The sequence below is a fragment of the Aeromonas sp. YN13HZO-058 genome, from assembly GCF_001921245.1.
Taxonomy (GTDB): domain Bacteria; phylum Pseudomonadota; class Gammaproteobacteria; order Enterobacterales; family Aeromonadaceae; genus Aeromonas; species Aeromonas allosaccharophila.
Map to the genome: position 1 here is coordinate 74,608 of NZ_MQSY01000078.1, position 12,215 is coordinate 86,822.

Here is a 12,215-nt window from a genome sequence, read left to right on the forward strand (position 1 = left end):
AGAACAAGATGAAGAAAGGATTGTCCAAGATTGCCCTGGCGCTGTTTGCCGCCGGTTTCGCCTTCAGTGTCTCAGCCGCTGATATCAAGGTAGGCGTTGCTTCTGACGCCACGTCGCTGGATCCGCAGGAGCAGCTCTCCGGTCAGACCCTGGAGATGTCGCACCTGGTATTCGATCCCCTGATGCGTTACACCCAGGATCTGAAATTCGAGCCCCGTCTGGCCGAGAAGTTCGAGCGTGTCGATGACAAGACCGTCCGCTTCCACCTGCGCAAAGGGGTCAAGTTCCACTCCGGCAACGATTTCACCGCTGACGACGTGGTGTGGACCGTCAAGCGCCTGAAAGCCTCCGTCGACTTCAAGGCGATCTTCGACCCGATCAGCGAAGTGAAGAAGGTCGATGACTACACCGTCGATCTGATCACCGCCAAGCCGTTCCCGCTGGTACTGCAGACCGTCACCTACATCTTCCCGATGGACTCCAAGTTCTATACCGGCAAGACCGAAGCAGGTAAAGACAAGGCCGAGATCGTCAAAAACGGCGACTCCTATGCCTCTACCCATGTTTCCGGTACTGGCCCGTTTACCGTCAAGTTCCGCGAGCAAGGTGTGAAGCTGGATTATGCCCGCAACGCCAACTACTGGGATAAAGCCTCCAAGGGTAACGTCGAGAACCTGACCGTGGTGCCGATCAAGGAAGATGCGACCCGTGTTGCAGCCCTGCTGGGTGGCGACGTGGACATGATCTATCCGGTTGCACCGAACGATCTGGAGCGCGTCAAGAATGGCAAGGACTCCCAGCTGGTCACCCTGTCCGGTACCCGCGCCATCATCATCGAGCTGAACCAGAACACCAACCCGGCGCTGAAAGACAAGCGCGTGCGTCAGGCGATCAACTACGCCATCAACCAGGTGGGCATCGTCGAGAAGATCAACAAGGGCTTCGGTACCCCTGCTGGCCAGCTGAGCCCGAAAGGCTATGCCGGTCACAACGAGGCGCTGGTGCCCCAGTATGATCTGGCCAAGGCCAAGGCGCTGATGAAGGAGGCCGGTTACGAGAAAGGCTTCAAGATGACCTTCATCTCCCCGGCAGCCCGCTACGTCAACGACGTCAAGATTGCCCAGGCTGTCTCCGCCATGCTGGCCAAGATCAACATCAAGGTGGATCTGAAGACCATGCCGGTGGCCCAGTACTGGCCGGAGTTTGACAAGTGCGCCGCCGACATGCAGCTGATTGGCTGGCACTCCGACACTGAAGATACCGCGAACTTCTTCGAGTTCCTGACCTTCACCAAGGATGCCAAGACCGGTATGGGCCAGTACAACTGCGCCGGTTATGCCAACGCCGAAGCTGACAAGATGGTGATGGATGCCAATGCCGAGACCGATCCGGCCAAGCGTGCCGAGATGCTGAAGAAGGTCGAAGCCATGCTGATCGAAGATGCTGCCTACGTGCCGTTGCACTGGGAAGATCTGGCCTATGGCGCCAAGAAGAACGTCGACATCAAGCCGGTAGTCAACGTGATGAACTTCCCTTACCTGGGTGACCTGGTGGTCAGCAAGTAAGAGAACGTCGCAAGGAAGGACGGGGCAGGGTGGTCAGCTGGCCACTCCGCCCACTAACAGAAGCCTGTGCCACGACACAGGCCACGTAGAAGGACAAGCATGTTTACATTCCTGCTGAAACGGTTCTATCAGGCCGTGATAGTGATGTTCGTCATCAGCCTGGTCGCCTTCTCCATCCAGGACAACCTGGGTGACCCGTTGCGCGAGCTGGTGGGACAATCCGTCTCCGAAGCCCAGCGTCACGAGTTGCGTGAGAAGATGGGCCTTAACGATCCCTTCCTCATCAAATACAGCCGTTTTTTGAAAAATGCGGTGCATGGGGATTTGGGCACCTCCTATTTCTTTAAGCGACCCGCTCTCGAGGTGATCCTCGACAAGCTGGTGGCTACCCTTGAGCTGGTGTTTGCTGCCGCGCTCATCATCGTGGTGGTCTCCATTCCACTCGGTGTCTATTCGGCGATCCGCCCGCGCAGCATTCCCACCAAGATCATCATGGCGGGGAGCAGTATCGGCATCTCGATCCCGGTATTTTTGACCGCCATCATGTTGATGTACCTCTTCTCGATCCAGCTGGGCTGGTTGCCGGCCTATGGCCGTGGCGAGACCCGTAACCTGCTGGGCTGGGAGTCGGGCTTCTTCACCTGGGATGGCATCAAGCACCTGATCCTGCCCGCGGTGTCGCTCTCCTCCATCATGCTGCCGCTGTTTATCCGGCTGGTGCGCTCCGAGATGCTGGAGCAGCTCTCCTCCGAGTACGTCAAGTTCGCCCGCGCCAAAGGGCTGGACAACAACAAGGTCTACTATCAGCACGCCCTCAAAAACACCATGCTGCCGGTCATTACCGTTGGCGGGGTGCAGATCGGCACCATGGTGGCCTACACCATCCTGACCGAGAGCGTGTTCCAGTGGCCGGGCACCGGCTTCCTGTTCCTTGAGGCGATCCACCGGGTCGATACCCCGCTGATCACCGCCTACGTCATCTTCGTGGGACTGATCTTCGTGGTGACCAATACCCTGGTCGACCTGCTCTACGGGTTGATTAACCCGACCGTTAACCTGACCGCCAAGGGGTAACAGATGACTAATGCTGTGACTGCAAGCCCAAGCCGTTGGGCACGATTCAAGAACTCTGACATCGTCTACTACTTCCTGCGGGACAAGGTAGCCATGTTCAGCTTTGCGGTGTTCGTGGTGTTTGTGCTGGCGGCGCTGCTGGCGCCCTGGCTGGCGCCGCACAACGTCTATGACCAGACCAGCTTTGACCTGATGGATGCCGAGCTGCCTCCCTCATGGCTGGAAGGGGGCGAAGAGCGCTTCTGGCTCGGCACCGACAACCAGGGGCGGGATATCTGGAGCACCATCCTCTATGGCGCCCGCATTTCGCTCTCAATCGGCCTGTTTGCGGTGGCGCTGCAGCTGGTGCTCGGCATCGTGATCGGTCTGATTGCCGGTTACTTCGGTGGTCGCATCGACAACCTGCTGATGCGCTTTGCCGACGTGCAGCTGTCGTTCTCCACCATGATGGTGGCGATCATCATCTCCGCCATCTTTCAGGCAACCTTTGGCTCCGAGTTCTACTCGAAGTTCGCCATCATGATGCTGGTGGTGATCATCGGTATCGCCGAGTGGCCGCAGTACGCCCGTACCGTGCGCGCCTCTGTGCTGGCGGAGAAGAAGAAGGAGTATGTGGAAGCGGCCAAGGTGATGGGGTTCCGCGCCCCGCGCATCATGTTCCGCCACATTCTGCCCAACTGTCTGTCGCCCATTCTGGTGATCTCCACCGTGCAGGTGGCCAACGCCATCATGAGCGAGGCGGCACTCTCCTTCCTGGGGCTCGGGATGCCGGTTGATCAGCCCTCGCTCGGTTCGCTGATCAGCGTCGGCTTCAACTATATCTTCTCCGGCTCCTGGTGGATCACCGCCTTCCCGGGCATCTGTCTGGTGGTGCTGGTGCTGGTCATCAACCTGCTGGGTGACTGGCTGCGGGATGTGTTTAACCCGAAGATCTACAAAGGATAACGCGGGCTGATTCTGAGGCGCCGAGTCGCAGCTATCAGGACATTTTGATGAAAAAATCCGAAACCGGTTCAGCCTGTTTCGGATTTTTATTGTTATGGAACAGACACCTTGCTGATTGCGCGCCTACCGGTTTGAGTGGGTGATGTCTTTGCCTGTGTCACTCCCTTCACACTGGTCGCCAGACTAGGCGACTGGAAAGGCACATTCCGGTAGGGCGGTTCGTTGCTCAATATCGCAGGCCGCTCATCAATAGTGCGGCGGCGGGGTCTCTTCGGCCATGCTGGCAATCTGGCTGGGCTGTACGCTTTGCAGTTTGTCGATCAGCAGCTGGATCTGGTATTTGAGTCGATCGAGTTCACGGCCCTGGGTGGTCACCTCGTCGTTGAGCTGCTCTATGGTGTACTCCGCATAGGCGAGACGGGTTTCCAGGGTTTCGATGCGATCGTTAAGTTGCTGACTCATGGGCCTTCGGGTCCTTACTTGATTGTCCAGATTTCGGCCAGACCACTGGAGCTGGCACTGACAAGGTGGCTATTGTCGCGCAAAGCGACGCCGTAGACCACTGCGCTGGGCGGTTTCACCTTGGGTTGCGGCGAGACACGCCAGCTCTGCAGCAGGGCGCCATCGCTCACTTGCCACAAGGAGAGCTGACGGGAAGGGGCACCGGTGATGAGCCACTTGCCGTCGTTGGCAAAGCGGGCGCTGGTGTAGACCTCGAAGCGGTGATCATATTGCAGCTGACTCACCTGTTTGCCGGTTTTCAGATCCCAGATGCTGGCCCGGCTGCTGTCGGCGGTGAAGGCGTAGCGGCCGCTCGGCTCCAGTCTGGCCATGATCACCCGGCCACCATGGTTGAACCGCCAGATCACCTGTCCGCTGCGGGTATCCCACAGATAGGCGCTGTAGTCGTTGCCGCCGGTCAGGGCGTAGCGACCGTTGGCGGAGAGATCCACCGTATTGACCTGTTCGGTATGCCCCAAAAACTGCAGGCGACGACCGCTTTGGGTATCGAGCCACTCGGCCTTGCCATCTTCCCGGCCTATCAGTACATAGCGCCCGTCGGCAGAGAGCGCGATGTCCCTCAGCTTGGATTCAGGAAGGGAGTAGTAGCCTTGTGACTGCCCGTCTTGAAGCCGCCAGGTGGCAAAGGTCTCGGGGGTGGCGGTGACGGCATGGCTGTTGCCTTCGGAAAAACGGGTAATGAATACCAGATCATCCGCCGAGTCGGATTGCTTCCAGCGCCAGCGTTGACGGTTCTGTTCCAGATCCCAGACGATGATGCCCTGGCTGATGCTGGAGACGATGGCCTGCTTGCCATCACTGGAGAGATCTGCGGTCAGCAGACCCGTGCTGGCGAGGGGCATTTGCTGGTTGGGTTGGGAGCTCTGCTCGCAACCGGTGAGCATTAAACAGAGGCTCACCAGATAAATGGCACTTTTTATCATTTTTGCGGTCTCACGCTTTTGTTACCTGCGATCACGGCGTTAGTATAAGGCGCTTATCACGATAAACCTCTCATTTCACGATGGAACCGAGAGCGGTATTTGGAGTTTGGAGAAACTGATGAACAAATTTCTGAAGGTGTCCCTGTTGGCGGCGGCGGTTGCCGTCGGTCTGACTGCTTGCCAAAAAGACGAGAAGCCTGCTGCGGCCAATACCGCCGAAGTGAAGGCTGAAGCCAGCAAGCCGGCAGAGGCGACCAAGGCCGAAGCCAAGAGCTTTGAAGAGCAATCTGGCTACGCAATTGGCCTCTCCATGGGTCGTTACATCGCCAATACCCTGGAGCGTCAGCAGGAACTGGGCATCAAACTGGACAACGCCGTGATCCTGAAAGGGGTCACCGACGGTCTGGGCAAAGAAGCCAAGATGACTGATGAAGAGATCCAGAAGGTATTGCAGGATTACGACGCCAAGATCAACGAGCTGACCAAGGCCAAGGCCGAGAAAGACGCTGTTGAAAATCTGAAGAAAGGCGAAGAGTACCTGGCTGCCAACGCCAAGAAAGAGGGTGTGAAGAGCACCGAATCCGGCCTGCAATATCTGGTCGAGAAGATGGGTGACGGCTCCAAGCCGAAGTCTACCGACATCGTCAAGGTTCACTACACCGGTACCCTGACCGACGGCACCAAGTTCGACAGCTCCGTCGATCGTGGCGAGCCGGCCACCTTCCCGCTCAACCAGGTTATCCCGGGTTGGACCGAAGGCGTGCAGCTGATGCCGGTTGGCTCCAAGTTCAAGTTCTTCCTGCCGTCCAAGCTGGCCTATGGCGAGCACGGTGCAGGCTCCATCCCGGCGAACGCCGTGCTGGTATTTGACGTTGAGCTGCTGGCTATCGAGAAGCCGACTGCTGACGACGCCAAGAAGTAATCCCTTCTTGTAGTGAAAAACGGCTCCTTAAGGAGCCGTTTTTACTTGTACATCTCCTATAATCGCGGGATAACAGAGCTGTCTTGGCGTTGGGTTTGTGCGCGAAAAAAGGCAAAATAGATCGCAGAATCAAATACAAGGATGAGTCCGGTGGCTGAAAATAAATCGCGTGTCCTGCTGGTGGAAGATACCCGAAGTCTGGCGGTGGTCTATGAACAGTACCTGCGCCAGGAGGGGTACGAGGTGGTGCTGGCCGACTGTGGGCAGCAGGCGCTGGCGCAGTTGCTGGAAAGTCCCCCTCCCGTGGTGCTGCTGGATCTGGAGCTGCCGGATATGTCCGGCATGGATATTCTGCAGATGATCACCGAACAGCAACTGCCCTGCTCGGTGGTGGTGATCACCGCCCACGGCTCGGTGGATGTAGCGGTGGAGGCGATGCGCCTCGGTGCCTTCGATTTTCTGACCAAGCCGTTTGACAGCAAGCGGCTCTGCGCCACAGTTCGCAATGCCTTGAAACACCAGCAGTTGAGCTCGCTGGTTGCCCACTATCGGGAGAACTTCGAGCGTAGCTCGTTCTTCGGCTTTATCGGCGCCTCCATGTCGATGCAGGCGGTCTATCGCATCATCGAGAGCGCTGCGCCGAGCAAGGCGACCGTCTTTATCACTGGCGAGAGCGGCACCGGCAAAGAGGTGTGTGCCGAGGCGATTCACCAGTGCAGCCCCCGCAGTGAACAGCCCTTTATTGCCCTCAACTGCGCCGCCATTCCCCACGATTTGATGGAGAGCGAGATCTTCGGCCATGTGAAGGGCTCCTTTACCGGCGCCCAGGGGGATCGCAAAGGGGCGGCCAGTTTGGCCGATGGCGGCACCCTGTTTCTCGACGAGATCTGCGAGATGGACCTGGATCTGCAGAGCAAACTGCTGCGCTTTATCCAGACCGGCACAGTGCAGCGGGTCGGCAGCGGCAAGCTCGAGACGGTGGATGTGCGCTTTATCTGCGCCACCAACCGGGATCCGCTGGTGGAGGTGAAAGCGGGCCGTTTTCGCGAGGATCTCTACTATCGGCTCCACGTCATTCCGCTAACCCTGCCGCCGCTGCGGGAGCGGGGCGAGGATATCCTGCTGCTGGCGCGCACCCTGCTGCAGAGCTATGCCAAGGAGGAGAACAAACGCTTCAAGGATTTCGATGTCGAGGCGGCGCGAGTGCTGCTCGACTACCCCTGGCCCGGCAACGTACGCGAGCTGCAAAACGTGGTGCGCAATATCGTGGTGCTCAACGACAAGGAGCTGGTGAGTCCGGATATTTTGCCGCCACCGCTCAATGGGGTTCGCCCCCAGCAGCCAGCTGCGATTGCGGCAGCGGTGGCATCGGCTCCGGCCGCCACCGGAGCGGCCAACGGGCCGATCCGCCCGCTCTGGCTGGTGGAAAAAGAGGTGATCGAACAGGCTATCGCCAGCTGTGACGGCAATATTCCCAAGGCGGCGGCACTGCTCGAGATCAGCCCTTCCACCATTTACCGCAAGAAGCAGAGCTGGGAAGAGGTGAGCGCGACGTGAGTCGTGACGTGTTCTGGCTGAACGCCCGCAAGATGTAAAAGGGGGAACGGTTCAACCGAGTGACGGGCGGCATTGGCCGCCCTCTCTTTTTGGGGGGGAAGTCAGAGTTTGGCGAGTTGCTTGAGGCGGGCCAGTCGCTCCCCCTCGTTAGCACTGAACCAGCGGTCCTGCGATAGCAGAAACCAGGCGCGGGAGAAGTATTCCGCAGCCAGCGGATCGTCCAGCACCAGGGCATTTTCCCCCAGCTCCTCGAACAGATAACCATCCTCCGGTTCACCCGCCTCGGCCATATCGGCCTTGAGCTGGTGCAGCTCTGCCAGTGCTTGCTCATGTTGACCTTGAGCCCGGGTCAGGCGAGCCAGACTCCAGCGGGCGATAAACGCCTTAGCCGGCTGGTTATGCTGCAGATGCCAGGCCAGGCACTTCTGCTGCTGGATTTTGGCCTCCTCGAAGCGGCCCAGTTCGAACAGGGTCCAGCCCTGATTGTTGTAAAGGGGGGCAAGCCAGCCGCGCACCTTCTCGTCACTGCTGCGCTCTGCCAGCTCCATCGCCAGTTGATTCCAGCGGCTCTGCTCTTCAAGCGGCGCAGCGATGGCGATCATGTGGGCGGCGTCGATGGCGAGATAGGTCTCCTTCTCCTTGAGTCCCCACTGCCAGGCTTGCTCAAACAGGGTTTTGGCTCTGGCCTTGTCGCCCGCCGAATTAAAGGTGCGGCCTCGCTCCAGCAGGGCCCGGATCCGCGCTCTGGGGGTTATGTCGGTGAGTCGTAGTTCTATCTCGTCGAGCAGCTGATGGGCTTCGGCAAACTGGCGTTGCAGCGAATGGGTACGGGCTATCTGTGTCAGCAACTCCAGTTCGAGTTGCAGGTCGGCAGCGGCGCGTGCTTTGGGAAGGAGTGCGTGAAAACGCAGGGCGGTGGCGGCGGGATCCTGATAATCCCACAGCGCCATGAAATCGGGCGGATTGTCCATCTGGCCTCCTTGCTGGTTATCCTGTCACCAAGATGCCTGCAGGCCATTGTTTGTACAAGGGGCGCTCGTCACAGAGCGCCCCTTGAGTCATGCCAACGGCAGTGGTCAGCCGATCAGTAGACCATGGCCAGGCTCATCAGCATCAGACCGAGGGCTGCGAAGGCACCCTCCTTGATGGCGAGCCGTGGCACCAGCGCCTTGGGCAGGGCCGGAAACAGGCTCAGAGCAAAGCCAAGCCCCGGCATCAGCCAGTGGAACGCCGGATTGCGCAGGGCGGGATCAGCGGCGCCGTTGATGATGATCAGCAAAATAAACAGAGTGAAGGAGGGGATGATAAACCAGCGCACCCCACCGGCGGCGACCGCCCGCAGCGGTGAAATGCGATAGAGCAGCATGGTCACAAGGAACAGCACAAAAGGGGCCAGCAGATAGAGCGGAGCGGGGTTCATAACATCTTTCCTGAAAACTGATCGTCAAAAAACGGGTGTCTTAAGCAAGAGGCGCGGGATTTAATCACTCTTTGCAGGTAATCACCAGCAGCCCGGGGCCGGGCTGTGAAGAGGATCGCGGATAAAGGTTTGCTTCCGTGCGCCTTAGCGCAACCAGAACCAGGCGGCGGCAAAACCCAGCCAGCTCAGCACCAGCAAGATCCAGGGCAGGGGATGCTGATGGCTCACTTCAACCAGCTCGAGCTGATCGTCTTGCTCTTCGGTTTGCGGCTCCCCCTGTGGTTGCCGGGCTTTGGCCTGCAATTTTTTCTGGCGGCTCGCTTCGCGGGCCCGCACCTTCATCTGTTTTTTGTATTCGTCGATGCCTTTCTGGATCCCTTGCGCGATCAGCTGGGTCTGCTCCTTGGTCTGCCCCGGCTTCTGGTTGGCACGGGCAATTTTCATCGCCTCCTGCTGGGTCTCGGGGGAAATCTTGTCGTACTTGGTCATCAAATCATCTCCTCTGGCATGGCTGGCAGGGGAGTATGCCATAAAGGCAGATCGGCGTGGCGTTTCCTTGGGACCGAGTGATGCAAGTGGGTGAAAGCTCAACAAGAGTTGTGATAAATCAGCAGGAAGCCGGATGTTGGGTCGAAGATCACAATTAGCAGAATTTGTGAGTCATCGATGAAAAACCGTCATCTGTTGTTTGTTATATTGGCGCACGACCCGCTGGACAGGGTTACTAAATAACAAAACAATCAAGGTGATATGGAAATGAATAATAACTTCATCAAAGGCGGCGTGGCACTGGCCGTGCTTGCTGCACTGACTGGCTGTAATACCTCGAGCAATGACACCGTTGCACCCTGCACCGAAAATGTCTGCAAACTGACCATACTGCACACCAACGATACCCACGGACGTTTCTGGCACAACGCCGAAAATGAGTACGGTATGGCTGCCCAGAAGACCCTGGTCGAGCAGTTGCGTGCGGATGCCAAGGCGGCTGGCAGCGACGTGCTGGTGCTCTCCGGTGGTGATGTGAATACCGGGGTGCCGGAATCCGATCTGCAGGATGCCGAGCCTGACTTCATGGCGATGAACAACATTCGCTACGATGCCATGGCGGTGGGCAATCATGAATTCGACAACCCCCTCAGCGTACTGGAGAAGCAGCGCAAGTGGGCCCAGTTCCCGATGCTCTCGGCCAACATCTATGACAAGGCGAGCGGCAAACACTACTTTGACCCCTACAAGGTGTTCAAGCTGGAGAGCGGTCTCAAGGTCGCCGTACTGGGCCTGACCACCGAGGATACCGCGCAGCTGGTGGATCCCAACAACGTGCAAACCCTGGAGTTCCGCGATCCGACCAGCGAAGCGGCCAAACTGGGCCAGCAGATCCGCAGCAACAAGGAAGCCAATCTGGTCTTCGCCATCACTCACATGGGCCATTACGAGAATGGCCAGCACGGCAGCAATGCGCCGGGCGATGTAGAGATGGCCCGGGCTCTGCCAGCGGGTACTCTGGATGCCATCATTGGTGGCCACTCCCAGAATCCGGTCTGCATGGAGCCGGGCACCGCGAACAAGTACGCCAATTTCAAACCGGGTGATAACTGCCAGCCAGACCAGCAAAATGGCACCTGGATCATGCAGGCCCACGAGTGGGGCAAGTATGTGGGTCGCGCCCAGTTTGACTATCAGAATGGCAAGTTGACCCTGACCAGCTATGAGCTGATCCCGGTTAACCTGATCAAGCGCAACGCCAAGGGTGAGGCGATCGATGCCACCGGCGCCGTGACCAAAGATACCACCAAGATGCAGTTCGTACAGGACGAGATCACCAAGGATCCCGAGCTGTATAACACCCTGCTGGGCTATCAGGAAAAAGGTCAGCAAGAGCTCAACGTTGTGATCGGTTCTACCGATGGGGTATTGGTTGGTGATCGCAATACAGTACGCAACAAGCAAACCAATCTGGGTCGTCTGATCACTTCTGCCACCTCTGACAAGCTGGCCGTCGATTTTGGTATCGTCAACTCCGGTGGCGTGCGTGACAGCATCCCGACCGGGGATATCACCTACCGCAGCGTGCTGCTGGTGCACCCGTTTGGCAACACGGTCAACAAGGCTGTGATGAAAGGCAGCGATCTGGCGACCTATCTGGGTCAGGTAGCCACCAAAACCCGCAATACCGGGGGTTATGCCCAGTTTGGCGGCATCAACATGGCAGTGGATTGCCAGGCCAAGAGCGTCAATATCACCAGCATCGGTGGCAAGGCGTTTGATCCGGCAGCTACTTACAGCTTCGCGATCCCGAGCTTCAGCGCCTCCGGTGGTGACGGCTATCCGAAGATCGATACCATCAACGCCGGATTGGTGGATGCAGCAGTGCTGAAGGAGTACATCGAGATCAAGAAGACCATCAATGTGGCCGACTATCAGCCGGCCAACGAAGTGAGCTACCTGAACTCTACTTCTACCGAAGGGTGTAACTGATTCGTCAGCGAGGCTTGTCGCCTCTGATATGATCTCAAAGGGCAGCCGGTGGCCTGTCTCTTATACAAAAATCCCCAAGCATCGCTTGGGGATTTTTTTTGAACTTCTCTCCCATTCTGTGATCTGAACCTTTCATCGCTCTCTTCCCTGGTTCTAACATGCCCTTCACTCAACCGGCGCACTGGGCGCAGGCACAGTTTGGTCACGCCAACCTTAACGACCCAAGACGCACCAGAAGGCTGGTTGCCCTCACCACTGCCCTTGCTCACTAACCAGGAGATTGCGTGTCATACCTCCCCCTCTCACCTGCTGATATGAAAGGCGCATGCAGCTTCATTCGCAGCCCGCATGTCAGTGCTGAGGCCATTGCCAACGCCGGCTTTGCCGTCACCGCAGCCCATGCCAGAGACTATTCCCTCTTGTTGGCACTGGAAGACACCACGGCCCTTACCTTCAATCATGCCAGCGTCAAAGACCTGCTGGGCTACACCAACCGCACGCCCCACAGCTCTTGCCGTATTCCTGCCGTCTTTTTGCTACGAAGGGTCAGTCGATGTTGTTGCAGGCTGTGCTTCATCTCCCGATAGCCCAGTTCGATTTCCCAGCGATGGCTGTAGAGCTCGACAATATCGGCGCCCGGGAAACGCATCGGGTCGACCATCGAGGTCAACACTTGGCGCTCCTTGTCATTGATAGTGCGGGTCAACAAGCGGGCTTCCACCGTATCCGGCAGTTGTGGCCACTTCTTGCGTGCCTGTGGACTGGTCGTCAGGCGCACCAGCACATCCTTACGCCCCAGCTTGCGC

The 12,215-nt window shown here is 58.0% G+C and carries 11 protein-coding genes and 2 pseudogenes; 7 read left to right on the forward strand and 6 right to left on the reverse strand.

All coding sequences use genetic code 11. The features are described from left to right. The first annotated feature begins 8 nt into the window (after positions 1–8). From BSP75_RS20045 to BSP75_RS20055, 3 genes are all read left to right on the forward strand, one after another. On the forward strand, positions 9–1,565 hold the full coding sequence (locus tag BSP75_RS20045; protein ID WP_075114382.1) for an ABC transporter substrate-binding protein: 1,557 nt from the start codon (positions 9–11) through the stop codon (positions 1,563–1,565). 99 nt (positions 1,566–1,664) lie between these two features. Beyond that, complete coding sequence (locus BSP75_RS20050; RefSeq protein WP_005343520.1) at positions 1,665–2,639, forward strand: ABC transporter permease; 975 nt, start codon at positions 1,665–1,667, stop codon at positions 2,637–2,639. A gap of 3 nt (positions 2,640–2,642) precedes the next feature. Continuing rightward, positions 2,643–3,584 (forward strand): ABC transporter permease, encoded by a 942-nt coding sequence (locus tag BSP75_RS20055; protein ID WP_042656709.1) that lies wholly within the window; start codon positions 2,643–2,645, stop codon positions 3,582–3,584. A gap of 246 nt (positions 3,585–3,830) precedes the next feature. Here BSP75_RS20055 and BSP75_RS20060 read toward each other — a convergent pair whose 3' ends face one another. Together BSP75_RS20060 and BSP75_RS20065 are read right to left on the reverse strand one after the other, a co-directional pair. Then, positions 3,831–4,046, reverse strand: coding sequence for a SlyX family protein (locus BSP75_RS20060; RefSeq protein WP_005335285.1), 216 nt, complete (start codon positions 4,044–4,046; stop codon positions 3,831–3,833). Positions 4,047–4,060: 14 nt separating this feature from the next. After that, positions 4,061–5,029 carry a hypothetical protein gene (locus BSP75_RS20065; protein WP_075114383.1) on the reverse strand — a complete coding sequence of 323 codons (969 nt, stop codon included), beginning with the start codon at positions 5,027–5,029 and terminating at the stop codon, positions 4,061–4,063. A 118-nt stretch (positions 5,030–5,147) separates the two neighbouring features. Between BSP75_RS20065 and fkpA the strand changes: the two genes are divergently transcribed. Continuing rightward, a complete protein-coding gene (gene fkpA / locus BSP75_RS20070; RefSeq protein WP_075114384.1) occupies positions 5,148–5,951 on the forward strand; it encodes an FKBP-type peptidyl-prolyl cis-trans isomerase in 804 nt (267 codons plus the stop codon). 150 nt (positions 5,952–6,101) lie between these two features. After that, positions 6,102–7,508, forward strand: coding sequence for a sigma-54 dependent transcriptional regulator (locus BSP75_RS20075; protein ID WP_075114385.1), 1,407 nt, complete (start codon positions 6,102–6,104; stop codon positions 7,506–7,508). A gap of 101 nt (positions 7,509–7,609) precedes the next feature. On the opposite strand, the gene BSP75_RS20080 is transcribed toward BSP75_RS20075, so the two are convergent. The 3 genes from BSP75_RS20080 to BSP75_RS20090 form a co-directional block, all read right to left on the reverse strand. Further along, a complete protein-coding gene (locus BSP75_RS20080) occupies positions 7,610–8,479 on the reverse strand; it encodes a hypothetical protein (protein WP_075114386.1) in 870 nt (289 codons plus the stop codon). A gap of 113 nt (positions 8,480–8,592) precedes the next feature. Then, a complete protein-coding gene (locus BSP75_RS20085) occupies positions 8,593–8,928 on the reverse strand; it encodes a hypothetical protein (RefSeq protein ID WP_058053002.1) in 336 nt (111 codons plus the stop codon). A gap of 144 nt (positions 8,929–9,072) precedes the next feature. After that, positions 9,073–9,417, reverse strand: coding sequence for a DUF2956 domain-containing protein (locus BSP75_RS20090; RefSeq protein WP_075114387.1), 345 nt, complete (start codon positions 9,415–9,417; stop codon positions 9,073–9,075). A gap of 267 nt (positions 9,418–9,684) precedes the next feature. On the opposite strand from BSP75_RS20090, the gene ushA reads away from it, so the two are divergent. Further along, positions 9,685–11,409, forward strand: a complete 1,725-nt coding sequence (ushA, locus tag BSP75_RS20095; RefSeq protein ID WP_075114388.1) for a bifunctional UDP-sugar hydrolase/5'-nucleotidase UshA — start codon at positions 9,685–9,687, stop codon at positions 11,407–11,409. A 158-nt stretch (positions 11,410–11,567) separates the two neighbouring features. Continuing rightward, positions 11,568–11,906 (forward strand): annotated as a pseudogene (locus tag BSP75_RS22020) (transposase DNA-binding-containing protein); the annotation flags it as partial. Here the strand turns inward: BSP75_RS22020 and BSP75_RS20110 are convergent. Beyond that, positions 11,906–12,215 (reverse strand): annotated as a pseudogene (locus tag BSP75_RS20110) (transposase); the annotation flags it as partial. The pseudogenes BSP75_RS22020 and BSP75_RS20110 overlap by 1 nt on opposite strands.

Excerpts from the sequence above, each read along its gene's own strand:
- BSP75_RS20065 (WP_075114383.1), bottom strand. The coding sequence starts at position 5,029 with ATGATAAAAAGTGCCATTTATCTGGTGAGCCTCTGTTTAATGCTCACC.
- BSP75_RS20090 (WP_075114387.1), bottom strand. The coding sequence starts at position 9,417 with ATGACCAAGTACGACAAGATTTCCCCCGAGACCCAGCAGGAGGCGATG.
- ushA (WP_075114388.1), top strand. The coding sequence starts at position 9,685 with ATGAATAATAACTTCATCAAAGGCGGCGTGGCACTGGCCGTGCTTGCT.
- fkpA (WP_075114384.1), top strand. The coding sequence starts at position 5,148 with ATGAACAAATTTCTGAAGGTGTCCCTGTTGGCGGCGGCGGTTGCCGTC.
- BSP75_RS20045 (WP_075114382.1), top strand. The coding sequence starts at position 9 with ATGAAGAAAGGATTGTCCAAGATTGCCCTGGCGCTGTTTGCCGCCGGT.
- BSP75_RS20060 (WP_005335285.1), bottom strand. The coding sequence starts at position 4,046 with ATGAGTCAGCAACTTAACGATCGCATCGAAACCCTGGAAACCCGTCTC.
- BSP75_RS20080 (WP_075114386.1), bottom strand. The coding sequence starts at position 8,479 with ATGGACAATCCGCCCGATTTCATGGCGCTGTGGGATTATCAGGATCCC.
- BSP75_RS20055 (WP_042656709.1), top strand. The coding sequence starts at position 2,643 with ATGACTAATGCTGTGACTGCAAGCCCAAGCCGTTGGGCACGATTCAAG.
- BSP75_RS20085 (WP_058053002.1), bottom strand. The coding sequence starts at position 8,928 with ATGAACCCCGCTCCGCTCTATCTGCTGGCCCCTTTTGTGCTGTTCCTT.
- BSP75_RS20050 (WP_005343520.1), top strand. The coding sequence starts at position 1,665 with ATGTTTACATTCCTGCTGAAACGGTTCTATCAGGCCGTGATAGTGATG.